The organism is Kutzneria sp. CA-103260, assembly GCF_018263855.1.
Taxonomy (GTDB): Bacteria; Actinomycetota; Actinomycetes; order Mycobacteriales; family Pseudonocardiaceae; genus Kutzneria.
Genome location: NZ_CP073318.1, coordinates 3,184,202 through 3,210,858, shown reverse-complemented (window position 1 = coordinate 3,210,858; position 26,657 = coordinate 3,184,202). Strand labels below are relative to the sequence as shown.

General features: G+C 70.0%; 25 protein-coding genes. 14 read left to right on the top strand and 11 right to left on the bottom strand.

Going from position 1 to position 26,657, the window contains the following annotated elements:
- Positions 1-4 precede the first annotated feature (4 nt).
- Positions 5-2,398, bottom strand: a complete 2,394-nt coding sequence (locus tag JJ691_RS13945; protein WP_249227903.1) for an alpha-L-rhamnosidase-related protein — start codon at positions 2,396-2,398, stop codon at positions 5-7.
- Between the two features lie 176 nt (positions 2,399-2,574).
- On the opposite strand from JJ691_RS13945, the gene JJ691_RS13940 reads away from it, so the two are divergent.
- Together JJ691_RS13940 and JJ691_RS13935 are read left to right on the top strand one after the other, a co-directional pair.
- Positions 2,575-4,887, top strand: coding sequence for a ricin-type beta-trefoil lectin domain protein (locus JJ691_RS13940; RefSeq protein WP_249227902.1), 2,313 nt, complete (start codon positions 2,575-2,577; stop codon positions 4,885-4,887).
- Between the two features lie 37 nt (positions 4,888-4,924).
- A complete protein-coding gene (locus JJ691_RS13935; protein ID WP_249227901.1) occupies positions 4,925-7,426 on the top strand; it encodes a glutaminase domain-containing protein in 2,502 nt (833 codons plus the stop codon).
- An 84-nt stretch (positions 7,427-7,510) separates the two neighbouring features.
- On the opposite strand, the gene JJ691_RS13930 is transcribed toward JJ691_RS13935, so the two are convergent.
- Entirely contained in the window at positions 7,511-7,801 is a 291-nt protein-coding gene (locus JJ691_RS13930; protein ID WP_211771462.1) for an ArsR/SmtB family transcription factor, read from the bottom strand.
- A 73-nt stretch (positions 7,802-7,874) separates the two neighbouring features.
- Between JJ691_RS13930 and JJ691_RS13925 the strand changes: the two genes are divergently transcribed.
- Both JJ691_RS13925 and JJ691_RS13920 read left to right on the top strand, forming a co-directional pair.
- The gene (locus tag JJ691_RS13925; RefSeq protein WP_211769195.1) at positions 7,875-8,114 is read left to right on the top strand and encodes an NAD(P)-binding domain-containing protein; all 240 of its coding nucleotides are present in this window, start codon (positions 7,875-7,877) and stop codon (positions 8,112-8,114) included.
- A complete protein-coding gene (locus tag JJ691_RS13920; protein WP_211769194.1) occupies positions 8,105-8,719 on the top strand; it encodes an imine reductase family protein in 615 nt (204 codons plus the stop codon). The genes JJ691_RS13925 and JJ691_RS13920 overlap by 10 nt, the downstream gene beginning before the upstream one ends.
- Here the strand turns inward: JJ691_RS13920 and JJ691_RS13915 are convergent.
- A complete protein-coding gene (locus JJ691_RS13915) occupies positions 8,700-9,884 on the bottom strand; it encodes an MFS transporter (RefSeq protein ID WP_211769193.1) in 1,185 nt (394 codons plus the stop codon). The genes JJ691_RS13920 and JJ691_RS13915 overlap by 20 nt on opposite strands.
- On the bottom strand, positions 9,872-11,080 hold the full coding sequence (locus JJ691_RS13910) for a Gfo/Idh/MocA family protein (RefSeq protein WP_211769192.1): 1,209 nt from the start codon (positions 11,078-11,080) through the stop codon (positions 9,872-9,874). Before JJ691_RS13910 ends, JJ691_RS13915 begins: the two co-directional genes overlap by 13 nt.
- An 85-nt stretch (positions 11,081-11,165) precedes the next feature.
- Here JJ691_RS13910 and JJ691_RS13905 point away from each other — a divergent pair, with 85 nt between their 5' ends.
- Complete coding sequence (locus JJ691_RS13905; RefSeq protein ID WP_211769191.1) at positions 11,166-11,981, top strand: helix-turn-helix domain-containing protein; 816 nt, start codon at positions 11,166-11,168, stop codon at positions 11,979-11,981.
- Here JJ691_RS13905 and JJ691_RS13900 read toward each other — a convergent pair.
- Together JJ691_RS13900 and JJ691_RS13895 are read right to left on the bottom strand one after the other, a co-directional pair.
- The gene (locus JJ691_RS13900) at positions 11,978-13,126 is read right to left on the bottom strand and encodes a serine hydrolase domain-containing protein (protein WP_249227900.1); all 1,149 of its coding nucleotides are present in this window, start codon (positions 13,124-13,126) and stop codon (positions 11,978-11,980) included. The genes JJ691_RS13905 and JJ691_RS13900 overlap by 4 nt on opposite strands.
- Before the next feature lie 103 nt (positions 13,127-13,229).
- Positions 13,230-14,462, bottom strand: coding sequence for a low temperature requirement protein A (locus JJ691_RS13895; protein WP_211769189.1), 1,233 nt, complete (start codon positions 14,460-14,462; stop codon positions 13,230-13,232).
- 117 nt (positions 14,463-14,579) lie between these two features.
- Here JJ691_RS13895 and JJ691_RS13890 point away from each other — a divergent pair, with 117 nt between their 5' ends.
- The 3 genes from JJ691_RS13890 (at position 14,580) to JJ691_RS13880 (ending at position 16,574) form a co-directional block, all read left to right on the top strand.
- Positions 14,580-15,077, top strand: coding sequence for a pyridoxamine 5'-phosphate oxidase family protein (locus JJ691_RS13890; RefSeq protein ID WP_211769188.1), 498 nt, complete (start codon positions 14,580-14,582; stop codon positions 15,075-15,077).
- Between the two features lie 112 nt (positions 15,078-15,189).
- The gene (locus JJ691_RS13885; protein ID WP_256449388.1) at positions 15,190-15,927 is read left to right on the top strand and encodes a DUF899 family protein; all 738 of its coding nucleotides are present in this window, start codon (positions 15,190-15,192) and stop codon (positions 15,925-15,927) included.
- A gap of 224 nt (positions 15,928-16,151) precedes the next feature.
- Positions 16,152-16,574 carry a hypothetical protein gene (locus JJ691_RS13880; protein ID WP_249227899.1) on the top strand — a complete coding sequence of 141 codons (423 nt, stop codon included), beginning with the start codon at positions 16,152-16,154 and terminating at the stop codon, positions 16,572-16,574.
- 4 nt (positions 16,575-16,578) lie between these two features.
- Here JJ691_RS13880 and pucL read toward each other — a convergent pair whose 3' ends face one another.
- Genes pucL through JJ691_RS13860 form a run of 4 tightly spaced genes read right to left on the bottom strand, consistent with a single transcriptional unit; the run spans position 16,579 to position 18,755 of the window.
- A complete protein-coding gene (gene pucL / locus JJ691_RS13875; RefSeq protein ID WP_211769187.1) occupies positions 16,579-17,457 on the bottom strand; it encodes a factor-independent urate hydroxylase in 879 nt (292 codons plus the stop codon).
- Between the two features lie 5 nt (positions 17,458-17,462).
- Complete coding sequence (uraH, locus tag JJ691_RS13870) at positions 17,463-17,780, bottom strand: hydroxyisourate hydrolase (RefSeq protein ID WP_211769186.1); 318 nt, start codon at positions 17,778-17,780, stop codon at positions 17,463-17,465.
- Positions 17,777-18,211, bottom strand: coding sequence for a 2-oxo-4-hydroxy-4-carboxy-5-ureidoimidazoline decarboxylase (locus JJ691_RS13865; protein WP_211769185.1), 435 nt, complete (start codon positions 18,209-18,211; stop codon positions 17,777-17,779). The genes uraH and JJ691_RS13865 overlap by 4 nt, the downstream gene beginning before the upstream one ends.
- Before the next feature lie 55 nt (positions 18,212-18,266).
- On the bottom strand, positions 18,267-18,755 hold the full coding sequence (locus JJ691_RS13860; protein WP_211769184.1) for a helix-turn-helix domain-containing protein: 489 nt from the start codon (positions 18,753-18,755) through the stop codon (positions 18,267-18,269).
- Positions 18,756-18,856: 101 nt separating this feature from the next.
- On the opposite strand from JJ691_RS13860, the gene JJ691_RS13855 reads away from it, so the two are divergent.
- From JJ691_RS13855 to alc, 6 genes are read left to right on the top strand one after another with little or no spacing between them, the layout of a single operon-like run.
- Entirely contained in the window at positions 18,857-19,654 is a 798-nt protein-coding gene (locus JJ691_RS13855) for a hydroxypyruvate isomerase family protein (protein ID WP_249227898.1), read from the top strand.
- A complete protein-coding gene (locus JJ691_RS13850; RefSeq protein WP_211769183.1) occupies positions 19,651-20,520 on the top strand; it encodes an NAD(P)-dependent oxidoreductase in 870 nt (289 codons plus the stop codon). Before JJ691_RS13855 ends, JJ691_RS13850 begins: the two co-directional genes overlap by 4 nt.
- A 2-nt stretch (positions 20,521-20,522) precedes the next feature.
- The gene (gcl, locus tag JJ691_RS13845) at positions 20,523-22,217 is read left to right on the top strand and encodes a glyoxylate carboligase (RefSeq protein WP_211769182.1); all 1,695 of its coding nucleotides are present in this window, start codon (positions 20,523-20,525) and stop codon (positions 22,215-22,217) included.
- A gap of 5 nt (positions 22,218-22,222) precedes the next feature.
- A complete protein-coding gene (locus JJ691_RS13840; RefSeq protein WP_211769181.1) occupies positions 22,223-23,302 on the top strand; it encodes a glycerate kinase in 1,080 nt (359 codons plus the stop codon).
- 28 nt (positions 23,303-23,330) lie between these two features.
- Entirely contained in the window at positions 23,331-24,656 is a 1,326-nt protein-coding gene (gene allB, locus JJ691_RS13835; RefSeq protein WP_211771458.1) for an allantoinase AllB, read from the top strand.
- Positions 24,653-25,762, top strand: a complete 1,110-nt coding sequence (alc, locus tag JJ691_RS13830) for an allantoicase (protein ID WP_211769180.1) — start codon at positions 24,653-24,655, stop codon at positions 25,760-25,762. The genes allB and alc overlap by 4 nt, the downstream gene beginning before the upstream one ends.
- Here the strand turns inward: alc and JJ691_RS13825 are convergent.
- On the bottom strand, positions 25,743-26,657 hold the full coding sequence (locus tag JJ691_RS13825) for a 5'-nucleotidase (RefSeq protein WP_211769179.1): 915 nt from the start codon (positions 26,655-26,657) through the stop codon (positions 25,743-25,745). The genes alc and JJ691_RS13825 overlap by 20 nt on opposite strands.

Below are 26,657 nucleotides of genomic sequence, written 5' to 3'. Positions count from 1 at the left end.
CAGATCAGGGTCGGAAGGTGTGGGTGCCGGGGCCGGCGTTGAAGGTGCGGCCGCCGAGGGTGACGGTGCCGTGGGTGCCCGGCGGGGCAGTCACGGTCACGGCCACCGAGCCGTTGACCTGTTGCCAGCTAACAGAAAGCGGCCCGTGGGGCGTGGGCAACTGGCCGCGGGCCCATGCCACGGAACCGGGATGCGGGGTGACGGTCCAGGTGGCGAAGCCGGGGGTGGTCGGGGTGACGCCGAGCAGGTCGTTGGTCAGGGCCGGGACGACGCCGGTGGACCAGCCGTGGGCGGCGGAGGTGTAGGCGCCCTCGTAGAGCGAGCCGCCGGCGCCGATGCCCTCCCAGTCGGTGATGCCGGGATCGTGGCCGGCCATCCAGCCGTAGAGGCGCTTGATCTCCTCGATGGCGGAGTCGGCCCGGCCGGTGCGGAATCGGGCGTCGATCTCGGGGTAGGAGGTGAAGGCGTACACGGTGGAACTGTTGTCGAAGAAGGGATTTCCGTAGGGGAGCGCGGTGCCGGCCAGGTGGGCCAACGCCTGCGACGCCTTGCCGGCGTCGGCGATGCCGGTGAGCACGGCGAGGCTGTTGCCGTCCTGGCCGTGCCGGGTCTGGCCGACGACGTCGAGATAGGCCCCGGAGTTGGCATCCCAGAGATTGGTGTTCACGGCGGCGGCCACGGACTGGGCCCGCTGCGTCCACCGAGCGGCGTCATCGTTGTGGCCCAACGACTTCGCCAGCTGGGCGGCGTCCTGCAGACCCAGCACGTAGAGGGCGTTGTAGTAGGTGACCTCGCCGTCACGGGAGATGAAGGCGTAGTCGCCGTAGCCGCTGGGCCGGGAGAGCAGGCCGTGGGCGTCGGTCATCGACGGGTACCAGCCGTCGAGGGCCTTGACCAGGTTGGGGTAGTACTTCGCGCCATAGCCGGAATCCCCGGTGTAGAGCACGTACTCCCAGCTCGACACGACCCACCACAGTGGATAGTCGAACAGCGGCAGCGTGTAGTTGTTGATGGACGCCGGCGGGATCCAGCCGTCGACCCGCTGGTGGTCGGCGAGGTCGGCCAGCACGTTGCGGGCGGCGATGCCGGCGTCGTGGGTGAGGTACGTGGTCAGCCCCGAGACGGCGATGTCGCCGACGTACGGGTCGCGGTCGCGCTTGGCCCCGTCGTGCAGCACCAGTTTCCCGTCCAGCGAAGGGCTGTCCGCGCCGCGCGGCTCGACGTCGGTGGGGCGGAAGGTGTCGATCACCAGCTCGTTGGTGTACGCCGCGTCGTACCAGTAGCGGTTGAGCTGCTGGTCGGACGACTCGAACCAGCCGGTGTAGGAACCGAGGAAACCGGTGTAGTCCAAGGAAACCCCGTCGATGTCGACCTGCCCGGACGGCTGGGCGTCGGGCGCGTCGGCGGCCAGCGCGTCGAGGCTGATCTTGACGTACCGGAAGCCGCGCAGGCCGTCGGCGCAGACCTTGCCGTCGGGCAGACAGGACTTGGTGTCGGTCCAGACGCTCGACCCGGTCGGCACCGCGTGCTGGTCGGTGCCCGGGCCGCCGGCGAAGTCCGAGCGGCTGAAGTCCGAGCGGTCACCCAGGAACTGCGTGCTCTCCGAGAAGGCGAGCCGCAGGCCGGGGTGGTTGGCTGAGGCCCCGGTGAAGCGCAGCACCGGATAGCCGACGACCACCTTGCCGAAGTCGACGACCACCGACGGCGTCACCGGGTCGGCGACCAGACCCGGCCACACCTCGTTGATCCGGGTGAACTCGCCCTTGTCAGTGGCCTGGTCGCGGGTGACGGTGACACGGAACTGAGTCGTCGTCACGGGTGCGGTGAACGGCACCGCCAGCTGGGTTTTCGTGTTGCCGGCGACGGTGGCGACCGTGGTGCCGTCGGCCGCCTGCACGGTGAAGTCCTGGGGCACGCCGTCGGCGTTGAACTGGAGCGTCAGCCCGGGCTCGGTGACCGCCGACGGCGTGGTGATGGTGAGAACGTCCGGGTAGGCGGCAATGGTGTCGTCGTTCCAGAACGTGTCGGTGTTGCCGTCGATGGCGTTGCCCGGGTCGTAGGTGCGGGGCTGGCCGTCGTTTCCGTTGTTGGGGGCGTGGAAGCTGGACGCGGCGGCGGTGGTGGCGGCCGGCCAGGTCGGTTTGGCGGTGGGGGCGGGTCGGCGCAGCGTGGTGACGCCGGTGCCGAGCAGTCCGTTGGGGTTGGTGACGTCGCCGGTGGTCGAGAGCACCCGGGTCGGGTGCACGTCGGCGCTGGTCGGGCTGACGACGTACTGCTGCCAGGACGGCGTCGCGGTGGCGGTGGCGGGCAGGAGGGTCGCGCCGAGCAGGGCGGCGACGAGGGCCAGGGCCCGCGTGGTTGTGGCGCGGGCGGGTAACTCTCGGCGGGGGAGTCTCACGTCAGGGCGCTCCGATCCGTCTTTGAATCGTTTCATTAACGGCGATCAGTGTAGGGAAGATGTCAATGCGCGACCCTTGTCCAGCCGGTCGTGACCGGGCAGCATGAAGGGTGCGTGAGGTTTGACAACGTTGTCACCGCACCGCCGCCACGGTGCCAGGATGAATGGGGAGACCCATGTCCAGGTTGTGGGCGATGCTGTTCGCCGCGGTAACGGTGCTGGCGTTAGCCGAGCCGGTCACCGCCAACGCGGCGACCACGATCACCGTCGACGGCACGCACGGCGGCCGCACCTTCGACGGCATCGGCGCGATCAGCGGCGGTGGCGGCAACTCCCGGCTGCTGATCGACTATCCCGAGCCGCAGCGCGGCCAGATCCTGGACTACCTGTTCAAACCGGGCTACGGCGCCGACCTCCAGGTGCTCAAGTTGGAGATCGGCGGCGACGCCAACTCCACCGATGGCTCCGAGCCGAGCATCGAGCACGCCAAGGGCGTCGTGAACTGCGACGGCGGCTACGAGTGGTGGCTGGCCGGGCAGGCCAAGGCCCGCAACCCGAACATCGAGCTGTACGGCCTGGCCTGGGCCGCCCCGGGCTGGATCGGCGGCGGGAACTTCTGGTCCCAGGACATGGTCGACTACCTGATGACCTGGCTCGGCTGCGCCAAGCAGCACGGGCTGGCGATCAACTTCCTTGGCGGCTGGAACGAGCGTGGCTACAACAAGAGCTGGTACGAGAACCTGCACAACACCCTGGCGGCCAAGGGCTACAGCGGCGTCAAGGTGGTCGGCGCGGACTCCGGCTGGGAGATCGCCGACGACATGGTGGCCGACCCGACCTTCGCCAAGTCGGTGGACATCGTCGGCGCGCACTACCCGTGCCGTGGCGGCGACGGCGGCGACGCCATCTCGTGCAGCACGACCTCGAACGCCCTGGCCACCGGCAAGCAGCTGTGGGCCAGCGAGAACGGCTCGCAGGACATCAACACCGGCACGGCGGCGCTGATCCGCTCCATCACCCGCGGCTATCTCGACGCGAAGATGACCGCCTACCTGAACTGGCCGCTGCTGGCGGCGATCTACCCGAACCTGCCGTACGCCACGGTCGGTCTGGCGGTCGCGCCGTCGCCGTGGTCCGGGGCGTACAGCCTGGGCAAGAGCACGTGGGCGACGGCCCAGGTCACGCAGTTCACCAAGCCCGGCTGGCACTTCATCGACACCGCCAGCGGCTACCTCGGCACCAGCGGCAGCTACGTCACCCTCACCGACGGCCGCGACTACAGCACCATCATCGAGACGTCCACGGCGACCGACGCGCAGCAGGTCAGCCTGAACATCACCGGCGGCCTCAACACGAGCACCGCCCACGTGTGGAGCACCAGCCTCGGTGACGGCCCGGACTTCCAGCACAGCGGCGACCTCAGTGGATCCAGCTACTCGCTGACCCTCCAGCCGAACACCGTGTACACCATCTCGACGACTGTCGGCCAGGGCAAGGGCAGTGCGGCCAGCCCTGCCGAGCACGGCTTGGCCCTCCCGTACAGCGACAACTTCGACGGCTACGCCAACGGCACGGAAGCCAAGTACCTCTCGGACATGCAGGGCTCGTACGAGGCGCAGCCGTGCGTCGGCCGCGGCGGCAGGTGCCTGACCCAGATGGCCCCCGTTCGGCCGATCGAATGGCAGGACGACTCCGACGCGTTCTCCCTGCTCGGCGACCAGGACTGGGGCAACTACACGGTGTCGGCCGACGTCCGGCTGGCCAGTGCCGGGACGGTCGAGCTGATGGGTCGGGCAAATGCCCAATCCCGGCCGCAATCCCACCAAAACGCCTACTATTTCCGGGTGAGTGACACGGGCGCGTGGTCGATCGTCTCTGGCGACACCACCGGGACGTTGACCACGCTGGCCAGCGGAACCACCACCGCGCTGGCGACCAACGCCTGGCACACGCTCTCCGTCACGTTCCAGGGCACGACCATCACCGGTTCCGTCGACGGCAAGGCGGCCGGCTCGGCTACCGACAGCCGCTGGACCAACGGCCAGGCCGGCATCGGCGTCGTCGGCTACGCCACCGACCAGTTCGACAACCTGGCCATCACACCCGGCACCGGCTCCCCCGCCCGCTCCGGCCCGATCACCTCCGGCATGGCCGGCAAATGCGCGCAGGCCGGCGCCAAGGTCGTGCTGGCCGGCTGCGACAGCTCGGCCGCCCAGACCTGGACCGTCCGAAATGGAACGCTCGTGAACTCGGGGCAGTGCATGGACGTCACCGGTCAGGGCACCGCCAACGGGACGCTCGTCGAGCTGTGGGACTGCAACGGCGGCGCCAACCAGCAGTGGACGCAGGCCTCCGACGGCAGCCTGCGCAGCACCCAGTCCGGGAAATGCCTGGACGATCCGGCTTTCTCCACCACTGACGGCACCCAGCTGGAGATATGGGACTGCAACGGCGGCGCCAACCAGCGCTGGCAACTGCCGGCTGCCTGACACTGTGCACGTGAACCAGAGGGGGACAATGGAAAACATGTCTAGGCGCTCGGCGCTGAGACTCGCCGGCCTGCTCGCGGCGGCGGGCGCGGTGCCGATGATGACCGTGCCCGGCGTCGCGGAGGCGGCGTCGGCCGGCACGCTGTCACCGCTGCGTCCGCCGGCCACGCCACTGGCGGTCCGGTCGCCGTACCTGTCGGCCTGGCAGGCCGCCGACAACCTGCCCGGCAACTGGTCGAGCTTCTGGAACGGCCGCACCGCCGCCATCTGCGGCATCGTCCGAATCGACGGCGCGGCCTACGTTTTCGCCGGCGCGCCGGGACAGCCGTCCCTGCCGCAGCTGACGCAGACTTCCTTGCAGGTCACCGCGACCCGGTCGATCTACACCCTCGCCGGCGGCGGTGTCACGCTGACCGTGACGTTCTTCTCGCCGGTCGAGGCCACCGACCTGCAACGGCAGTCGATTCCGCTCAGCTACGTCACCGTCGCCGCGGCCAGCGCCGACGGCAATGCCCATCAGGTCAGCGTCTACCTGGACATCTCGGCCGAGTGGGCGCACGGCGACAACAACCAGCAGGTGACCTGGTTCAAGCAGCAGACCGGGTCGACGACCGCCCTCACGTTCACGCCGGCCGCACCACAACCGTTGGCGGAGAACAATGATCAGGCCTCGTGGGGCACCACGGTGCTGGCCGGCGTCAACCGCAGCGGCCTGACGTGGCAGATCGGCCAGGACACCGTGGTCCGTGGCAACGCCGCCAACGGGACTCTGCCCGGGACCATCGACACGGACATGCCGCGGCGGATCAACGACCGGTGGCCGGTGCTCGGTCTCAACGCCGACCTCGGCTCCGTCGGCTCCACCGCGGCCGAGTTCACGGCCGTGCTCGGCCACATCCGCACGCCCGTCGTCAGCTACCTCGGCAATGCCTTGAATCCATGGTGGACGCACTACTGGTCCACCTGGCAGTCCATGGTGGACTGGTTCGTCGCCGACCGGCCGACCGCCCTGTCCCGGGCCATCACGCTGGACAACACACTCCAGCAGGATGCCCTGAACGCCGCCGGCGCCAACTACGCGGGGATCTGCGCGCTGGCCGTCCGGCAGTTCATGGCCGGCACGGAACTGGTGAACCGCAACGGATCCCCGTGGGCGATGCTGAAGGAGATCTCCTCCAACGGCAACATGTGCACCGTCGACGTGATCTATCCTGCGTTCCCCGGCTTCCTCTACCTGAGCCCGGCCTACCTGCGGCTGCTGCTGGAGCCGCTGTTCGACTACGCCGAGCGCGGCGGCTGGCCGAAGACGTTCGCCGAGCACGACCTCGGCACCCACTACCCCAACGCCACCGGCCACAACGACGGCGACGAGGAGGACATGCCGGTCGAGGAGTCGGCCAACATGCTGATCATGGCCGCCGCCCTGACCCAGCACCTGCCCGCCCTCGACGCGCAGTCGTTCGCCCAGGCCCACTACACCATCCTCAAGCAGTGGGCCGACTATCTCGTCGGCAACGCGCTGGATCCCGGCTACCAGAACCAGACCGACGACTTCACCGGCTTCATCGCGCACAGCGCCAACCTGGCGCTGAAGGGCATCGTCGGCATCGGCGCGATGAGCCTGATCTCCCGCTTCCTGGGCAACGCAGGCGAAGCCGACCACTACCTGTCGGTGGCCCGGTCTTACATCAGCCAGTGGTTCGACCTCGCGCAGGACCCGTCCGGCACGCACCTGAAGATGGCGTACGACCAGAACAACACGTGGAGCCTCAAGTACAACGGCTATCCCGACGAGCTGCTGGGCCTGGACCTGGTGCCCGAGGCCGTGCACGCCCAGGAAGCCGCTTTCTACCAGGCCAACGCCCGCGCCAACGGCGTGCTGCTGGATCCCCGCAACGACTACACCAAGGCGGACTGGGAGATATGGACCGCAGCTTGGCTTCGTGACCGGCCCGTGCGGGACGCGCTGATCAACGGCGTCTACAACTTCGCCAACACCACCTCCGGCCGGGTTCCCTTCTCCGACTGGTACCGGGTGGCCGACGGCAGCGTCGTGGGCTTCATGGCCCGGCCCGTCGCCGGCGGCTTCCTCGCCCTGCTGCCGGCTCAGCAGGCCGGTGTCACGCAATGGGTTCGGATCCAGAACAAGCACAGCGGCAAGCTGCTGGCCGTGCAGGACCAGTCCACCGCCAACAGCGCCGAGGTCACCCAGTACGCCGACAACGGCACGCCCGACCACCTGTGGGCTCTCGTGCCCGACAGCCCCGGCGTGTACCGCATCGTCAACCGGCACAGCGGCAAGGTGCTCGCCGTGCACATCCAGTCCCTCGACGACGGGGCCCACGTTCAGCAGTACGTCGACAACGGCACCCCGGACCACCTCTGGCGGATCGCCGACAACGGCGACGGCTGGTCCAAGATCGTCAACGTGCACAGCGGCAAGGTGCTGGCCGTGCAGGACCAGTCCATGGCCGACTCCGCCCAGGTCACCCAGTGGACCGACAACGGCACCGAGGACCACCTCTGGCGCCTGGTCTGATCCTCCGCGAGTCCCGCTCTCAGGCAACCATGTGTCGAGTTCTGGAACTCGACTTTCAGGTGCCCGAGAGCGGGACTCGCCGGTTCACAGGGCGTTGAGGACGGCGGTGAGCAGGCCGGGGAAGCGGGTTTCGAGGTCGTCGCGGCGGAGCCGGACAACGCGGGTGCGACCCTCCACTGTGGTCAGTGTGAGGCCGGCTTCGCGCAGCACCCGGTAGTGGTGGGAGATCGTCGACTTGTGCAGGTCGAGGTCGACGTCCCCGCACGGCTCGCCGTCGATCGCGGCCAACTGGCCCACGATGGCCAGCCGAGCCGGGTCGGACAGGGCGTGCATGACCGCGGCCAGGCTGATGTCGGCCGTCGCGGGGTGGGCCATCGAACGCACTCGACAACGCTAGCAGCCGGTTCTATGGTTGGATGAACTTCAAACCGTCAAACCAGGGGGAACCGTGATCACTGTGCTCGGGCTCGGACCGATGGGCCAGGCGCTGGCCAGCGCCTTTGTCGCCAACGGCCGGCCGACGACGGTGTGGAGCCGTAGCGCGACGACGCCTACGCCGGCCGGTGCGGTCCGGGCGGCGACGCCGGCCGCGGCGGTCGAGGGGAGTGAGCTGACCATCGTCTGCGTACGCGGCGAGGCGGCGTTGCAGGCGGTGTTGGAGCCGATCGGCGGGGGCACATGGTGGTGAACCTGACCTCCGGCACGCCCGCGCAGGCTCGGGCGCGGGCGGCCTGGGCCGCCGAGCGGGGCATCGACCTGCTGGCCGGGGCGATCATGTCGCCGTCGCCGAGCATCGGCACGCCGGCCGCGCTGGTGCTCTACAGCGGATCGCAGTCCCTGTACGAGAAGTGGGCCGACACCCTCGCGACGCTCGGTGGCACCGCCCGCTACCTCGGGGAGGATCCCGGCCGCGCCGCCGCTTTCGACATCGCGCTGCTGGACATGTTCTGGCAGTCCGTCAGCGGCATCGTGCACGGCCTGGCCCTGGCCCGCGCCGAGGGCATCACCGGCGCCGAACTCGCCCCGTACGGTCAGGCCATGACCAGTCTGCTGCCGGGTATGGTCGCCGGATTCGCCGCCCAGCTCGACAAGGGCGAGTTCCCGGGCACGACCTCGACCATCGCCTCCGCGGAGGCCAGCCTTGACCACATCACGGAAACCACCGAGGGACACGGCATCGACGCCCGGGCCCTGCACGTCGGCCTGGACCTCGTGCGCCGCGCCATCGACGCCGGCCACGGTGCCGACGGTCTGGCTCGCTTGGCGGACGTGCTCAGTTCGACCGGCTCATGACGGCGAGCCCCACCGTCGCGACGAGGCCGTAGAGGGCAGGGGCGAGGAACACCAGGGGCAGGCCGAGGATGCTCACGCCGGCGCTGCCGGTGAGGCCGCCGAGGGCGCTGGAGAAGGCGGTGGAGGACATGAAGATCGCCGAGGCGGTGGCGACGGCGTGGGGGAGCAGGCGTTGGGCGACGATGATGCCGAGGGCGGCGAAGACGCCCCAGACGCAGCCCATGAGCAGCTGGCCGGCGAACATGCCGGCCACGGTGCCGGTGAGGGCGAAGCAGAGGTTCGCGCAGACGCCGAACGCGGCGCCAAGGACCATCAGCCGCAGGGCGCCGATGCGTCGGGCCACGATCACGGCCAGGGGCATGAGGAGCAGTTCGGTCAACGGCTGGAGGCCGATGACCCCGCCGGTGACGGCGGCTGGCAGGTGCAGCTGGTCCTGCATGTAGATGGGGAGGTAGGCGTACTTGATGGGCTCGCCGGCGTAGACGAGCACGAACAGGCCGGTGAAAGTGAGCAGCGGCAACATGATCCGCAGCCGGACGACGTGTTCGCGTCGCGCTGGCACGGGCGCGGCGGGTGTGCGCTGGAAGCCCAGGGGCAGGATCTGGGCGAGGGTGCACAGTGCGGTCGCGGCCAGCATCGCCCGAGGGCCGATGGCCGTGGCCAGGAAGGAGCCCGCGACCGGGCCGACGACCCAGCCGGCGGTCAGGGCCATTCGCACGGTCGACACCACGTCATCGCTCACCGCGCTGCCGCGTAGGTTGTCATGGATGGCGGCGAACAGTTGCGAGCCGGCCGCGCCGGCGAAGCCGAGCACCAGGGCGTTGATGACGAACGGCATCCACGCCTGCGTGGAGACGGCGATGCCCAGCCAGCCAAGGGAGCCGGCCACCGCACACAGCCGGAACAGCCCGAGCCGCCGGCCGGTTCGGTCCGACCGCGCCCCGATGAGATAACCGGCCACCGGGGCGGTGAGGTTGGTCAGGTAATACAGACCCGCGGTCGTCAACGGCACGTGCAGGTCGTTGACGAGGAACAGTGCGATCTGCGGCGCCGCCGCCGACATGCCCAGACCGGAGAGGAACAACGCCACGGTCGCTCCCCGGTACAGCGGCGAGGCGAACGTGACCCGCAGCGCGGACGGCCGCACCGTGTCTACTGTGGACAAGACTCTCCTTCAGAGGTGCCGAAGTCGGGAATGGCCAACCGCGCGCCACCCTCCAGTGCGGACTGGTGGGCGATGATGCCGGGCAGTGTGTAGCGGGCGGCTACCCAGGCGTTGACCGGCGGCAACGAGCCGGTGTTCACCGCGGTCACGAAGTCGTCGGCCAGGAAATGGTGGCTGCCCTCGTGTCCGTTGGCCACGGTGGCGAACTCCGCCGGCAGTCGCGAGCGGTCGTGCACGGGCGCCGAACCGGACGTGAACGCGTCGCGCAGGGCCGGGGCGACGTGGGCCAGCGACGGATCTGAAGGGTCCATTGTGGATAGAGGTTGCAGGTGCTCGGTGACGTCCTGGACGCCGTCGCGGTTCTGCCACAGGCTGACCGTCGCCAGCTGCTCCAGGCTGCCGTCGGTGCCGAAGAACCGGAATCGGGACTCGCGCAGGTGCGAGGGATAGCCGACGCGCCGGAACTCGTTGGTGCGCAACGCCCCGCCGTCGGCGAGCTCGAACAGCGCGGTGCAGTTGGAGAAGTCGTTGCCGAACTGGCTGATCGCCTTGTCGAACACGCCGTCGCCCCGGTCGTCGCGCACACCGACCGCCGACACGCTGACCGCGTGCGTGGGCCACGCCCCGAGCACGCCGCCGATCGCATGGGTCGGGTACAGCAGCGGGGGATAGCTCGCGGTGGACTTCCAGTTCTCGCCGCCGCTGTACCGGTACGCGTCGTAAAAGCCGAGGTCCATGTCGTGCACGTAGTCGCCCTCGGCGTAGAACAGCCGCCCGAACGCCCCCTTGGCGGCCTGGTCGCGGGCGTAGACGGTAGCCGGGTTGTAGTAGCTGGTCTCGCCCATCATGTACGTCAGGCCGGTGTCGCGGACCGCGTCGATGATGGCCGCGATCTCCGCTTCCGTCACGGCCATCGGCACGGCTGAGTAGACGTGCTTGCCGGCGCGCAGGGCCTGGACGACCAGCGGGCCGTGGGTCCAGCGCTGGGTGAAGATCGCCACCGCGTCGACGTCCGAGTCGAGCATGGCCTCGAACGACGGCACAGTCCCGGCGAGATCCTGCTCGGCGACCAGGCGTGCGGCCCGCTCCGGCAGCAGGTCGGTGGCCAGGATGTCGCCGACGCCGGGATGCAGCCGCCACAGTCGCGCGAACTGCCCGGCGAACTGGCCGGCGCCGACAAAACCCAGGGAGAACATCGCTGGTCCCTCCTCGCGTCGTGGACGATCACGACGGTAGGGGCCTAGGATCCGCGAGGTCTTCACCGATGGGAGCGGGAACTTCTTGGATCCTCAGATCGAGCCGGGCATGCTGGCCGGCTGGGCCGGCAGCCCCGAGGTGATGGGCGCGGCCCACCAGCATGACGACCTGGAGATCAACCTGGTCGCGGACGGCGGCACGATGCTCTACCTGTTCGGCGGGGTGCCGGTGGAGGTCGGGCCGGGCAGCGTCGCCGCGTTCTGGGCGGCGGTGCCCCACCAGCTGGTGGCCAACTCCGTGGCCCGTGCGCACTGGGTTTACGTGCCGTTCCAGACCTTTCTGGCCTGGGGCCTGCCGGATTCGCTGGTCAGCCGGCTGCTGTCGGGCATCCCGCTGGTCGCCCCGCCGACCGCCGCCCTGGCCACCGATCCCGCCAACTTCGCCCAGTGGGCCGACGACCTGAACAGCGACGAGCCCGAACGCCGTCAGATCGCCATGCTGGAGGTGGAGGCCCGGGTCCGACGGCTCGCGCTGACCACCGTCGGCGAACCGGTGCGCCAGTACTCCGTCGCGGACCCGAACCTGCGCCAGGTGGTGGCCATGGTCCGGCACATCGCCGAGCACTTCCGCGAGCCGCTGACCGTGGCCGACGTCGCCGCGGCGGCCCAGCTGCACCCCAACTACGCCATGACCCAGTTCCGACGGGTCGTGCGCACGACCGTCGTCGACTACCTCCGGCAGCGCCGGCTGGCCGAGGCCCGACGGCTGCTGATCACCACCGACCTGGCGGTCGAGCGGGTGTCAGCGGAGTCCGGGTTTGGCTCGGTCAGCCGGTTCTACACCGCTTTCACCGCCGCCTGCGGCGTGCCGCCGGCGACCTTCCGCCGCGAACACCGCTAGCGGAGCGCGTCCTGGAGCTGGTTGGCGTGGGCCTGCGCGCCGGGCCCGGCCGCCGGGGTGCAGAACTCGGTCGCCATCGCGACGAGCCGGCCGAGGTCGGCGGCGGGGGAGGCGGTGATGTCGATGCCGGAGGAGACGGTGATCTGCCGGGTGCCGGTCTCGTCGCTCATGGACCAGGTGTTGTAGCCGGGCACGTCGCCGCCGTGTCCCCAGACGGTCGGCGCGCCGGGGCCGCAGATGCCGGCCAGGGACAGTTGCATCAGCCCCAGCCCGTAGCTGAGCAGCCCGTCCTGGCCCGGCCACGGGACGGTGGTCTTCATCTGCGTGAGCAGGTCGGCCGGCAGCAGCTGGCCGCCGAGCAGCGCGTGGAAGAAGTGGTTCAGGTCGGCGGTGCTGGAGATGATGTCCCCGGCGCCGAAGTAGCGGGTGAGGTTGTAGGCCGTGACGTCGGTCGGCCCCTGCGGTGCGGGGTAGAGCTGCTCGTAGCCGTGCTCGGCGGGATTCGGCACCAGCGGGAAGTCCCGTGGCAGGAAGGTGTCCCGCAGGTGCAGTGGGCCGGTGATCCAGTCGGCGAGCACCTGCTCGTACCGGCGGCCGGTGAGCTTCTCCACCAGCAGCGCCAACACGTTGAAGCCGGTGTTGGAGTACGACCAGTTGGTGCCCGGCGGGAACAGCAGCGGCTGCACGGTGCTGTCGTGGATCGCCTCGACCTCGTCGAAGTGCACGAAGCGCTCGGTGTCGAACTCCGGCAGGGTCGTCCAGGTGTACTGCGGGGCCAGGTCGCGGGGCAGACCGCTGGTGTGCTGCAACAACTCCCGGATCGTGATCGGCTCCGGATACGGCAGCAGACCGGGCAGGTACTTCGCGATGGGATCGTCCAGGCCCAGCTTGCCCTTGGCGGCGAGCTTCAGCACGAGCGTCGCGGTGAACGTCTTGGAGACGCTGCCGATGCGGAACTGCCCATTGGTGTTCGGCTTTGCGCCGGTGGCGAGGTCGCCGATGCCGGCCCGCCCGCGCCAGTTGCCGTTCGGGTCCGAGGCGGCCGCGACCATGCCGATGTTCCCGGCCTGCACGGCGTTGTCCAGAGCGGTCTGCCGCGGGTCCGTGGCTGCTGCGGCGGTGCCGGCGCTGGCCAGGATAAGCACGGCACAGGATGCGGTTGTGACAAGTCGACGCATGAGTCCCCCCGTTGTCGACTGTCACGCTAGCCCGGCCCAGCCGGTGATGTAGGGGCTTTGGCCCCTGCGGTCACTGCCGATCGGGCAGCCGTCGCAGGAACTCCGCCGGGGTGTCGCCGAGCAGGTCGAGCGCCCGGTGCCGGACCGGGCTGGTCAGGGCGGCGACGCCGATGGCCCAGACCGCGACCACCACGACCACGCCCGGCGCGGGCAGGATCCGGTCGACGAAGGCGAGGCACACGGTGGCGGCCAGCAGTGCGGTTCGGAACAGGCCCACGTACCAGCGTTTCGGGCCGGTGCTGAAAGCCTTGGTGCCGACCAGGTAGATGGCCAGGCCGGTGGTGACGAACCACGCCGCCGCCGCCGACGGCGCGGGCTCCTGCAACGACAGGTTCACCCCGGCGGCGATCAGCAGCAGCGCGAAGGCCGGTGGCAGGTGTCCGCCGGCGTAGAGGGAGTAGGCGAGCGTGGGATTGCCGCCGGACAGGCCGAGCAGCCGTTCGTAGATCTCGGCGGCCGAGGTGAAGTAGATCCACCACAGCGCCCCGGCCAGCACCAGCCCGCCCACCACGACCAGCCAGTACCCGGCGTCGTCGGACGGTCGTTCCAGCACCGCCCCGCCGACCGTGATCACCAACTCGCCCAACAACAGGATCATGAACAGGCCGAAGCGCTCGGACAGGTGCGCCGAGTCCAGCGCCTGGTTCGGGCGCTGCGGCGGGGTGAACATCTCGCGCCACAGGATCGCCCTGGTCGGCCGCTCCCCACGACGGCGTCCACGGTCGCCGAGCAGCAGGAAACCGGCCTCCTGCAGAAGTGCGAGCCCCCACAGCACGTACAGCCAGGGGGAGGGGACGAAGGCCGAGGCGACGAACAGCAGCGTCGACAGCGTGTAACCCCAACTGATCCGGTTCTGCGTGACCTCGCCCTCGGCCGGCCATCGGTGCGCGACCGCCAGGACCAGCCGCACCCCGGCCAACGCCAGCGCGAACACCGCGGGATGCCCTTCGAAGACGTGATGGGCCTGGGTCGCGGCGATCGCACACGGAATGGTGCCGGCCAGCACGAACAGCCGGTCCGGGGTGCGCTTGTCGTCGCCGCGGCGGTTGTAGAGCACGGCGAAGCCGATCCACGTCCACCACAGCGTCATGAACAGCCCCAGCGCCGACCAGGCCCGCGACCAGTGCGGATCGGTCACGATGCCGTGCGCCACCTGGCCCACCGCGAACACGAACACCAGGTCGAAGTACAGCTCGACCCAGCCGACCCGCTTGCCGCCGGTGGCCTCTTCCCCGCTCGTCACGGCAGCGATTCTGCCGTGACAAAACCTCGTCGAGAAAAGCCACGCCCGGTTGTCGAGAACGCGTCGGCGGCTCCGTCCCAGGGACGACGAACAGCCACGAGAGCCGGAGGACCCGCCATGGAGCCGACCCAGATCGCCGAGATCCTCGACCGTCCGCTCAGCCGGGAGCTGCTGGCCCGCGACCTGTGCCGGCTGGCCTACGTGGCCAAGGACGGCACGCCCCGCGCCGTGCCGATCGCCTTCACCTGGAACGGCTCGCAGATCGTCATGTGCACCACCAAGAACGCCCCCAAACTGCCCGCCCTGCGGCACAACCCGGCGGTGGCGCTGACCATCGACACCGAGGTGCACCCGCCGAAGATCCTGCTCATCCGCGGCCGGGTCGAACTGGACGTCGTCGACGGCATCCCGGAGGAGTACCTCCAGATGAACGGGTCGTACGAGATGACGCCGGAGCAGCGGGTGGAGTGGGAGGCCGAGGTCCGGTCGCTGTACGACGGCATGGTGCGGGTCGTCATGACCCCGACCTGGGCCAAGCTGATCGACTTCGAGACGACCCTGCCCAGCGCGGTCGAGGAGCTGGTCCGGGAGCGGGCGGAGCGCCAGAGTGCATGAAGCACTGTCGCTTCAGTGACGAGTGAAAGTAAGTCATTGGGACCGGAGTGTCGAAACAGCGCCCATGGCTTCGACACAGTCATGAAGCACCCGACACTTACTGGAGGCGACCGTGACAACCCAGCGTCCCGTGACCGACATGGCGACCTGGCAGACCGCTCGTGACGAGCTGCTGGTCCGCGAGAAGGCCCACACCCACGAGGGCGACGCCATCGCCGCCGCCCGCCGGGAGCTGCCGATGGTCGAGTTCGACGGGAAGGTCGAGGTCGTCGGCCCGAACGGCCCCGTCCCGTTCCTCGACCTGTTCCAGGGCCGCGACGAGCTGATCACCTACAAGCACATGTGGTGGGACGGTGCTCCCCACCAAGGGCAGTGCGAGGGCTGCACCTACGCGGCGTGGCACATGAAGGACGCCGTCTACCTCAACGCCCGCGGCGTCTCGTTCGCCATCCTCACCGTCGGCCGCTGGAACGAGGTCGAACCGTTCGTCGAGTTCATGGGCTACACCGTGCCCTGGTACTCGGTCCGCGACGTCGAAGGCCCGGCTGGTGGCGACATGGGGTACATCACCAGCTATCTCCGCGACGGCGACCGCGTGTTCATGACCTACTACACCACCGGCCGCGGCACGGAGGCGATGTCCGGTTCCTTCGCCCTGCTGGACATGACGCCCCGCGGCCGCGGCGAGGCGTGGCAAGGCATTCCCGACGGGAACCATGCCTGCTGGTACTGGCGTTCAGACGCGGCCGGCAACGCCACCTGGGACGGGACCAGCCGGCCGGTGCCCCAGTGGACCCGTCCCGGCGCGGGTCCGGAGCAGACCCTGGGCCGGGACGGCCACTGCCACTGAACGCTTGGGATGTTTGGGTGATCTTTGCCGGAACGGCGGTGCGCTGACCCGTGTCCGTACGACAGTCGAGCGTTCCTGCGATTCGACTGGCGAACGGAGCGGATGTCACGACGTCGGTCGGCGCTGCCCTGGACACCGCCGCCAGCCAGGGCTCGGCTGACGCGGAAACAGCCAGCAGTCGCGACGCGGCGAAGAAGGGGAACGAGAAGGAGGCATGGCAGCGGATGGCCCTGCGGCAGCTCGAAAGGAAGGTGAAGGACGATCTCCGTTGTGCCGTGCAGTCCTTCGGGCAGGTGCAGCAGTTCTTCATCACGCATCCCTGCAAGAAGCTCAGCCAGGTTGTGTACGCGTTCGAGGACGCGAACGGCAATGACATCGTCGGAACGGTGATGTGGGTGACCATGCCGTCGGCCGACGACGCCGAGCAGCTCCGGCAGTTGGAGGACACCTACGGGACCGGCGACGTCACGCCGTTCATCACCGAGATCCTGGGTGTGGCCGGCATCAAGTTCACCGGCCAGCACTACCGGTCCCGACGCGACGGCCCTCTCTTTGTCATCTCGGAGACCGAGCCGTTGCACGGCCGCCCGTCGGACGAGTTCCTGCTGGATGTGGCCACGGTCCTGGACGTGCTGCCGCCGCTGTGAACAGCTAGAACGCCGGCAGGGTGTGCCAGGCGAGACCGGGCTCGGGGGCGTCGTCGCGCAGGACGGTGCCCTCGATCAGCCCGTACGGCCGGTCGGCGGCGTAGAACACCTCGTTGTTGTTCTCCAGCCCGAACTTGCCGAGATCGACGACGAAGTGGTGCCTGTTGGGCAGGGAAAGCCGCACCTCGGCGATCTCCGGGCGGGTCTCGATGACGGCCTCGCCCATGGCGTACAGGGTCTGTTGCAGGGAAAGGCTGTGCGTGTCGGCGAACGCCGCCAGCATGGCCTCGCGGGCCTCGGCGAAACTTTTGGCCCAGTCGACATCCAGCGCCCCGAACCGCCACTGGGCGCTGACGGCCGTCGCCAGGATGCGGTCGTTGGTCTCGGGCAGGGTGGTGTACTTGTCGCGCGGATAGCCGTGGAACTCCGACCCGGTGGTCTTGAGCACGACCAGGTCCCGCAGCCCGGAGACGACCCACGCCTGGTCGTGCTCGATGGTCACGGCGGTGGTGCGCTTCTCGTCGGAGCCGCGGACGAACGAGTGGTCGTTGACGGCGATCCGGCCCCAGCCGTGCTCCTCGATCAGGACGCGGGCGCCGGTGATCTGGTCGAAGGAGCCGACGAAGTGCCGGCCCAGCCGCAGCGCGAACTCCTCGATCTCGCCGACCGGCGCCTCCTTGGCGAAGGCGTAGACGGTGTTCTTCTGTGTGTCGGTGGGCACCACGCCGGAGTTGTCGCCAGTGAGGTGGGTGGCGGCCAGCTCGCCGCGCAGCGACGTGCTGACGGTCAGGTCCCGGAGCGTGTGCACGGAACCCTCGCGGGACACCGTGACCAGGCGGTTCTCCGCCTTGCCGTACTGGTTGGGGCCAAGGTGCACGGCCACGCGGATCAGCTCCCTCGGTAGCTGGTGAAGGAAAACGGGCTCAGCAGGACCGGCACGTGGTAGTGCCGGCCGGTGTCGGTGATCCGGAACGTCACGGTCACCTCGGGGAAGAACGCCTCGCGTCCCACCCGCGTGAAGTAGGTGTCGGTGTCGAAGACCAGCCGGTAGACGCCGGCCTCGACGTGCTCCGGACCCAGCTCGCGGCAGCGGCCGTCGTCGTCGGTGACGCCGTCGCCGATGATCCGGCCGTTCGATTCCAGGCGGACCAGAACTCCTTGCGCGGGCTGGCCGGAGGTGGTGTCGAGCACGTGTGTGGTGATCATGAGACGGCCTTCTCCAGACGCAGCAGGGCGATCTTGCCCAGTTCCCGGACGGTGACGGCCAGCTCGGTGTCGGGATCGTTGCCCAGCCGCTGCCGGAGATCGGCCAGCAGCTCGGTTCCGCTGCGGCCGGCGGCGCAGACGAGGTAGATCCGGTCGAACCGCCGCTCGTACTCCCGATTGGCGGCGACGAACTCGTCGACATTGTCCACACCGGACTGTTCGGCCCGGGACGTGGCGCTGCCGGTCTTGTCGCCGATGCGCGGGTGGCCGGCCAGCGCGAGCCCGACCTCCTCGGCGGTCAGCGTCGCCGCCGCCCGCTCGGCCACCGCGAACAGCGCCTCGGGGGAGTCGTAGGGCTGACCGTCGAGCACCGCCCGCGTCCAACGGGGCACCGCCAGGCACTCCATCAGCGTCGCCTCGTCGAGGTTCATGTCTGGCGACGGTAGGAGCGGGCGGTGGCCGGTGTCAACAATTTGTTGAAGTTGATCACGAGCGGTTCAGGTAGTTGTAGACGGTGAACCGGGTGACGCCCAGCGCCTCGGCCACCGCCGGCACGGATTTCCGCATCTCGAACGCCCCGCGCTCCTCCAGTAACCGCACCGCCCGCTGCTTGTCGGCCCGGGACAGCTCGCTGAGCGGGCTGCCGAATTCGGACTCGACCTCGGCGATGGCCCGGTCCAGCGCGCCGACGCCGACCGGCGCGGATTCTTCGTGATCCGCATTCGGCTCGCCGTTGGGGGCGTCCAGTCGCAGCGTCACGCGGGTCGCACCGCCGTCCAGGGCGGCGCGGAAGATCTCCGGCAACGCCGCCAGCACCTGATCGGCGGAGCCGCGAACGGTCGTGCCCAGCGGCCCGAAAGTCGTGTCCAGACCGGCTTTTCGAGCCTGCTCGGCCGCCCGCGAGGCGTGCTCGGGCGGCTCGCCGTCGGCAGCGGCGCGGAACGGCTCGGTGGTGAACTCGGCCTCCAGATCCACGGTCGAACCGTAGCGCCGACCGTTGACCGGCCGCAGCGAACCGTTCTACTCTCTCACTAATCGGAAAACTAATTCCGCGATACGGAAATCGGAGTGATCCGGTGGTTCTCGACGCCAACCTCTCGATCCTGTTCACCGAGCTGCCGCTGCTGGAGCGGCCGCGGGCGGCCAAGCGGGCCGGCTTCGACGCGGTGGAGTTCTGGTGGCCGTTCGACACCGCGAGCCCGACCCCGGCCGAGGTCGACGCGTTCGTGGACGCGCTCGACGCCGCCGACACGAAACTGGTGGGCCTGAACTTCTTCGCCGGCGACATGCCCGCAGGCGACCGCGGCATCGTGTCCTGGCCCGGCCGGCAGGGCGAGTTCGCCGACAGCGTGGAGATCGCCGTCGACATCGCCCGCCGCACCGGCTGCCGCACCTTCAACGCCTTGTACGGCAACCGGATCGCCGGCTTCACACCGTCCGAACAGGACGAACTGGCCGACGCCAACCTGCTCGTTGCGGCCACCGCCGTACGGGCGATCGACGGCACGATCGTGCTGGAACCGCTGTCCGGCGCGCCCGACTACCCGCTGCTGACCGCGGCCGACGCGCTGGCCGTCGCCGACCGGGTGCCGCTGGACGACGTGGCCCTGCTCTGCGACCTCTACCACCTCGCGGTCAACGGCGACGACCTCGACACCGTGACCAGCAAGCACATCGAGCGCATCGGCCATGTCCAGTTCGCCGACGCCCCCGGCCGCGGCGAACCGGGCAGCGGCCGGCTGGACCTGCTGCGCCATCTGACCACCTTGGCCGCCAACGGTTATCGCGGACATGTCGGCGCCGAGTACCGGCCGACCGGCGCGACCGCGGACAGTCTCGGGTGGCTGCCGACATTCCGGAGGGAATTGTCATGAGCAAGATCGGTTTCATCGGCCTCGGCATCATGGGCTCGCCGATGGCCGGCCACCTGGCCGCCGCCGGCCACACCGTCACCGGCTTCGACCTGAACGAACCGGCCCTGGCCAAGCTGGTCGCGGCCGGCGGGCAGGCCGCCGGGAACGTGGCCGAGGCGGTCGCCGGGGCCGAGGTCGTGATCACCATGCTGCCGCAGGACGAGCACGTCGAGGCAGTGACCACCGAGGTCATCGCCGTCGGCGGCGACGGCCTTCTGCTGGTCGACATGAGCACGATCCGCCCCGAGACGTCCATCGCCGTCGCGGAATCGGCCGCGCGCAAGGGAATTCGCGTGCTGGACGCCCCGGTGTCCGGCGGCGAGGCCGGGGCCAAGAACGCGGCACTGTCCATTATGGTCGGTGGGGCCGAGGCCGATTTCGCTCAGGCGCGGCCGTTGTTCGAGACCTTGGGCAAGACCATCGTGCACGTCGGCCCGCACGGCGCCGGCCAGGTGGTGAAGGCCGCCAACCAGCTGGTCGTCGGCGGCATCTACGCCCTGGTCAGCGAGGCGATCGTGCTGCTGGAGGCGGCCGGCGTGGACGCGAAGGCCGGCCTGGACGTGCTCGCCGGCGGCCTGGCCGCCAACCGGATCCTCGACCTCAAGCGCGAGTCGATGATCGCCCGTGACTTCCGGCCCGGCTTCCGGATCGACCTGCACCACAAGGACATGGGCATCGTGCAGGCCGCCGCCCGCCAGGCGAACGTGTCGCTGCCGATGGCCGGGCTGGTCGCCCAGCTGGTCGCCGCGGCGCGGGCCATGGGCCATGGCTCGCTGGACCACTCCGCGCTGCTCAAGGTCGTCGAGACCCTGTCGGGAAGGGAATAGCCATGCCGAGGATCCCCGTCATGCAGGCGGTTGTCGAGGTGCTGGCCTCCGAGGGCGTGGACACCGTCTACGGCTGCCCGGGCGCCGCCATCCTGCCGTTCTACGCGGCCCTGGAGCAGAGCCCGCTCAAGCACCTGATCGTGCGGCACGAGGAGGGCGCGACCCACATGGCCGACGGCTGGGCCCGCACCACCGGCAACGTCGGCGTGGCCGTCGGCACCTCCGGCCCGGCCGGCACCAACATGATCACCGGCCTGTACACCGCGCAGGCCGACTCGGTGCCGATCCTGTGCATCACCGGCCAGGCCGTCTCCACCAAGCTGCACCAGGAGGCGTTCCAGGCGGTCGACATCGTGGAGATCGCCAAGCCGGTCACCAAGTGGGCGGTCCAGGTCAAGGAGGCGGCCCAGGCCCCGTGGATCTTCCGCGAGGCGTTCCGGATCGCCCGCTCCGGCCGGCCCGGCCCGGTGCTCATCGACCTGCCGCTGGACGTGCAGAAGCAGGAGATCGAGTGGGACGGCGCGATCGACGCCCCGCTGCCGGTCGAGGCGCTCGCCCCGCACCCGCCCCGGGTCGAGCGGGCGCTGGACCTGCTGCTGGCCGCCGAGCGTCCGTTGCTGCTGGCCGGCGGCGGCGTGATCGGCGGCGAGGCCTCCGACGTGCTGCGCGAGGTGGCCGAGCTGCTGGGCGTGCCGGTGCAGATCACGTTGATGGGCAAGGGATGCCTGCCCGAGGACCACGAGCTGTTCGCCGGCATGGCCGGCATCCAGACCAGCCAGCGCTGGGCCAACGCCCTGTTCCTGGAGTCCGACTTCGTGCTGGCCCTGGGCGCGCGGTTCGGCGACCGGCACACCGGCGAGCTGTCGGTCTACCGGGGCGATCGGACCTTCGTGCACGTGGACGTCGACCCGTTGCAGATCGGCCGGGTGTTCGGGCCCGATCTCGGCGTCGTCTCGGACACGCGGCTGTTCCTGGAGGCCCTGCTGGCGGCGGCGAAGCAGCGGCAGGCAAGGCGGACCTGGTCGCACTGGGTGGGACGAATCGCGGAACTGCGGGCCGAGCTGCCGCGCCGGGACGACTTCGACACCGTGCCGATCAAGGCGCCGCGGGTGTTCCGGGAGATCAACGAGTTCTACGGCCCGGAGACCTACTTCGTCACCGCGATCGGGCTCTACCAGATCTGGTCCGGCCAGTTCCAGCGCGCCCACCGGCCGCGGCACTACCAGGTCTGCGGCCAGGCCGGGCCGCTCGGCTGGGAGATCCCGGCGGCCATCGGCGTGCGCACGGCCAAACCCGACGCCGAGGTGGTCGCGGTTGTCGGCGACTACTCGTTCCAGTTCCTCGTCGAAGAGCTGGCCGTGGCCGCGCAGTACGACGTGCCGTTCGTGCTGATCATGCTGAACAACGAGTACCTGGGCCTGATCCGGCAGGCCGAGACCGGCTACAACATGAACTACCAGGTGGACATCCACTACGACGAGTACGGCGCCGACAACGTCAAGATCATGCAGGCCTACGGCTGCGCCGGCCGCCGGGTCACCGAGCCGGCGGAGATCACCGACGCGCTGGCCTGGGCCCGCAAGGAGGCCGACCGGACCAGCCGGCCGGTGCTGGTGGAGATCATGATCGACCGGGCCGCCAACGCCTCCATGGGCAGCGCGCTGGACACCGTCGTCGAGTTCGAGCCGGTCAGCTGAGGACCATGAAGGTCCTGCTGGCCCCGGACAAGTTCAAGGGCACGCTCGCCGCGGGCCAGGTCGCCGAGCACCTGGCGGCCGGCCTGCGGCGGGCCGACCCGGCGCTGGAGGTGCGGGTGGTGCCGGTGGCCGACGGCGGCGAAGGCACCGTGGACGCGGCTTGTGCCGCCGGCTTCGACCGGCTGATCACCACCGTGACCGGGCCGCTGGGCACGCCGGTGCGCGCGATGCTGGCCTACCGGACCGGCACCGCCGTGGTCGAGCTGGCGCAGGCCGCAGGGCTGGGCCTGGGCAGTTCGCCGTTGACCGCCACCAGCTACGGCGTCGGCGAGCTGATCCGGGTGGCGCTGGACCTCGGCTGCCGGCGGATCGTGCTCGGTCTCGGCGGCAGCGCCTGCACCGACGGCGGGGCCGGGATGCTGCGGGCCCTCGGCGCGTTGATCCTGGACGCCTCGGGAATGCCGGTCGAGCCCGGCGGCGGTGGGCTCGCCGCCGTGGACAAGGTCGACTTCAGTGGGCTGGATTCCCGGTTGTCGCAGGTGGAGCTGGTGCTGGCCACCGACGTCGACAACCCGCTGACCGACGCGGCTGCTGTCTACGGTCCACAGAAGGGTGCCAACCCACTACAGGTTTCCCTGCTGGCCGAGGCGTTGCGGCGCTGGGCCGCCGTGGTCGGCGACGATCCCGCCATGCCCGGCTCCGGTGCGGCCGGGGGAGTCGGCTACGCCGCGCTGGCGGTGCTCGGCGCCCAACGGCGTCCGGGCGTGGACGTCCTGCTGGAGCTGCTGGGCTTCGGTGACGCCGTGCGCGGCGCGGCCCTGGTGATCACCGGTGAGGGCTCGCTGGACGCCCAGTCGCTGCGTGGCAAGGCCCCGGTCGGCGTCGCCCGGGCAGCAGCCGGCGTGCCGGTGGTGGCCGTGGCCGGGGTGTGCTCGCTGACGCCGAAAGACCTGGTCGGGGCCGGGATCGCCGCCGCGTACGCGCTAACCGACCTGGAACCCGACCCGGCCCGCTGCCGCGCCCGGCCGGGGCCCTTGCTGGAGCTGACGGCTGAGCGCATCGTGAGAGATCACCTATGCTGCTGAGCGGGCCAAGGGAGGATCTATGTCCACAATGGATCTGACGCTGGTGGCGCGGCGGGCGGTCACGCCGGAGGGGATCAGGCCGGTCTCGGTCGGCGTTCTCGACGGCCGCATCGCCGCCGTGGAGCCGTTCGAGAGGCCACCGGCGGCGGAGGCGACCATCCGGGTCAACGACGACGAGGTGTTGCTGCCCGGCCTGGTCGACACCCATGTGCACGTCAATGACCCCGGTCGGGCCGAGTGGGAGGGCTTCGACACCGCCACCCGGGCTGCCGCGCGGGGCGGCGTCACCACCATCGTCGACATGCCGCTCAACAGCCTGCCGCCGACCGTCGACCCGGACGCGTTGCAGGTCAAGCGCAAGGCCGCCGAGGGCCGGGTGTACGTCGACGTCGGGTTCTGGGGTGGCGCGGTGCCTGGCAACCTGCCGTCGCTGCGGCCGCTGCACGACGCCGGGGTGTTCGGGTTCAAGTGCTTCCTGCTCGATTCCGGCGTGCCGGAGTTCCCGCCGCTGACCCACTTTGAGCTGGCCGACGCCCTCCGTGAGCTGCGCGGGTTCGACGGCCTGATGATCGTGCACGCCGAGGACGCCGAGGTCATCGACGCTGCTCCGCCCTCGTGCGGCCGCCGCTACCGGGACTTCCTCGCGTCCCGGCCGCGGCGGGCCGAGAACGAGGCGATCAGGGCCGTGATCGCGCTGGCCCGCCGGACCGGGACCCGCGTGCACATCCTGCACCTGTCCTCGGCCGACGCCCTGCCGCTGATCGCCGAGGCCAAGGCCGAGGGCCTGCCGATCACCGCCGAGACCTGCCCGCACTACCTGTGCTTCACCGCCGAGGACATCCCTGACGGCGCCACCCAGTTCAAGTGCTGCCCGCCGATCCGCGAGGACGCCAACCGCGACGCCCTGTGGCAGGGCCTGGCCGACGGCGTGATCGACCTCGTGGTCAGCGACCACTCGCCGTGCACCGAGGACCTGAAACGCCTGGACACCGGCGACTTCGGGCACGCCTGGGGCGGCGTCGCCAGCCTCCAACTCGGGCTGCCCGCGGTCTGGACCGAGGCCCGCCGGCGCGGTCTCGACCTGTCCCGGGTCGTCGACTGGATGGCCACCAAGCCCGCGTCCCTGGCCGGCTTCGCCCGCAAGGGCCGCATCGCTGTCGGCGCCGACGCCGACCTCTCCGTGTTCGCCCCGGACGAGCCCTTCACCGTCGACGCCCACCAGCTCGCCCACCGCAACCCCGTCACCCCGTACCACGGCCGGGACCTGCACGGCGTCGTGCGCAGCACCTTCCTGCGCGGCCGCGAGATCACCGGCCACCCCTTCGGAAAGCTGTTGACCAGAGGAGACGTATGACACCGGCTTGGACCACTCTTCCCGACCTCGCCTCGCGCCGGTTGGGCGGCGGTGTGCCGTGGGCGAACGACGAGTTCTTCGCCGAGCGGGAGAACCTGATCAAGCCGGAACCGCCCGTGTTCCAGACCTACACGTTCGGCCACAAGGGGCAGGTCTACGACGGCTGGGAGACCCGGCGGCGGCGGGAACCCGGTGTCGACCAGGCGATCGTGCGGCTGGGCGTGGCCGGGGTGGTGCGGGGCGTCATCGTCGACACCGCGTTCTTCAAGGGCAACTACCCGGTCGAGGCCTCGGTCGAGGCGTGCGCGGTGGAGGGCTATCCCGCGCCGTCGGAGCTGGCCGAGGGGGAGTGGCACACCATCGTGTCCCGCGGCAAGCTGGCCGGTGACGCCGAGAACGTCTTCGACGTCGACTCCGACCGGCGCTGGACCCATGTCCGGCTCACCATCTACCCCGACGGCGGCGTCGCCCGGCTGCGGGTGCACGGCGAGCCCATCGCCGACCCGCGGCTGCTCATCGGCTCGGTCGACCTGGCCGCCCTGGAGAACGGCGGAGAGATCCTCGACGCCAGCAACGTCTTCTACTCCAAGCCCACCAACCTGATCTCGCCCGGCTTCGCCGCCGTCATGGGCGACGGCTGGGAGACCGCCCGCCGTCGCGACGACGGCAACGACTGGGTCCTCCTGCGGCTGGCTGCTGAGGGTGTGGTGTCGATCGCCGAGCTCGACACCCGCCACTTCAAGGGAAACGCCCCCGGCTGGGCCTCGCTGAGCGGCTGCGGCGACCGCGTCGACGACCCGAGCGCGTGGTTTCCGTTGCTGCCCAAGATCCGCCTCCAGCCCGACACCCGCCACCGCTTCCTGCTCGACGTCTCCCGGCCCGTCAAACACGTGCGCCTCGACGTCTTCCCCGACGGCGGCATGGCCCGGCTCCGGCTGACCGGCGCTCCCACCGACACCGGCCGGTCTTTCCTGCTGCGCAAGTGGTTCAATGCCCTACCGGCCGACCAGGCCATGATCATCTTCGACAACAAAGCCGTCGTCGACGCTCGCCCACTGGACGCTGACCAGCCGCTGCCGCACGTCCTCAGTGGGCTGCTTCGTTGATGACGCCGAACGGGACGTGCACGCTGGGCACCTCCCGTGAGGTCAGGTTCAGCGGCTGGTCGTCGAAGAAGATGTGCGGTTTCAGGACGTCGAGAATGCCGGCTTTGCCGATGCCGCCGAGGAAGAAGGCGTCGTTGACCATCACGCCCCAGCGTTTGAGGCTGAGCACGGCCCGCTCGTGGGCGGGGGCGCCGCGGGCGGTGACGATGGAGACGCGGACCCGGTTGCGGTAGGAGGGGTTGGCCAGGCGGTGCTCCTCCTCACGCCGCTGGATCCGGTTGATCGCCGCCAGGAAGTTCTTGAGCGGCCCCGGTTCCAGCGGCGTGACGGCGTTGGCGACCTCGTGGCTCTGGAAACGGTCCAGCCCATGGGCCTGCATCACGCGCTCGGAGGAGTCGCTGGCCAGCACGCCGTCGAAGTCGAAGGCGATGCGCAGCTCGTCGTCCTGCTCGTCGTCGACGAAGGTGGACTCCAGCACGCGGCCGGCCGGCAGGCCCGCCTCGACCGCCTGCCGGACGTCCATGTCGTTGGCGGACAGGAAAAGGCACATGTTCAGCGCCGGCATGAACCGGTAGGGCGCGCGGCCCTGGGTGAAGATCGCCCGGGTGATCGGCAGCTGGTGGTGGGCGATGGACCGCATCACCCGCAGCCCGGTGTCCGGGTCGTTGCGGGACAGCACGATCACGTCCACCGGGCTGATGTCGTTGAGGGACAACAGCCGGCGCGCGAACGGGAACGCCACCCCGGGCTGGAGCGGCGTGTCCCGATGCTCCTCCTGGTGCCGCCGGTACGCCTGCTCGCCGTCCTCCCGGAACACCCGGTCGGAGTCGGCCAGGTCGAACAGCGCGCTGGACGCGATGCCGACCACCAGGTGATCCCCGAGGTCGTAGGCCAC

Excerpts from the sequence above, each read along its gene's own strand:
- gcl (WP_211769182.1), top strand. The coding sequence starts at position 20,523 with ATGCCGAGGATCCCCGTCATGCAGGCGGTTGTCGAGGTGCTGGCCTCC.
- JJ691_RS13910 (WP_211769192.1), bottom strand. The coding sequence starts at position 11,080 with ATGTTCTCCCTGGGTTTTGTCGGCGCCGGCCAGTTCGCCGGGCAGTTC.
- JJ691_RS13880 (WP_249227899.1), top strand. The coding sequence starts at position 16,152 with ATGGCCCTGCGGCAGCTCGAAAGGAAGGTGAAGGACGATCTCCGTTGT.
- JJ691_RS13850 (WP_211769183.1), top strand. The coding sequence starts at position 19,651 with ATGAGCAAGATCGGTTTCATCGGCCTCGGCATCATGGGCTCGCCGATG.
- allB (WP_211771458.1), top strand. The coding sequence starts at position 23,331 with ATGGATCTGACGCTGGTGGCGCGGCGGGCGGTCACGCCGGAGGGGATC.
- JJ691_RS13930 (WP_211771462.1), bottom strand. The coding sequence starts at position 7,801 with ATGGCCCACCCCGCGACGGCCGACATCAGCCTGGCCGCGGTCATGCAC.
- JJ691_RS13920 (WP_211769194.1), top strand. The coding sequence starts at position 8,105 with ATGGTGGTGAACCTGACCTCCGGCACGCCCGCGCAGGCTCGGGCGCGG.
- JJ691_RS13865 (WP_211769185.1), bottom strand. The coding sequence starts at position 18,211 with ATGAACCTCGACGAGGCGACGCTGATGGAGTGCCTGGCGGTGCCCCGT.
- JJ691_RS13935 (WP_249227901.1), top strand. The coding sequence starts at position 4,925 with ATGTCTAGGCGCTCGGCGCTGAGACTCGCCGGCCTGCTCGCGGCGGCG.
- JJ691_RS13890 (WP_211769188.1), top strand. The coding sequence starts at position 14,580 with ATGGAGCCGACCCAGATCGCCGAGATCCTCGACCGTCCGCTCAGCCGG.
- uraH (WP_211769186.1), bottom strand. The coding sequence starts at position 17,780 with ATGATCACCACACACGTGCTCGACACCACCTCCGGCCAGCCCGCGCAA.
- JJ691_RS13940 (WP_249227902.1), top strand. The coding sequence starts at position 2,575 with ATGTCCAGGTTGTGGGCGATGCTGTTCGCCGCGGTAACGGTGCTGGCG.
- JJ691_RS13840 (WP_211769181.1), top strand. The coding sequence starts at position 22,223 with ATGAAGGTCCTGCTGGCCCCGGACAAGTTCAAGGGCACGCTCGCCGCG.
- alc (WP_211769180.1), top strand. The coding sequence starts at position 24,653 with ATGACACCGGCTTGGACCACTCTTCCCGACCTCGCCTCGCGCCGGTTG.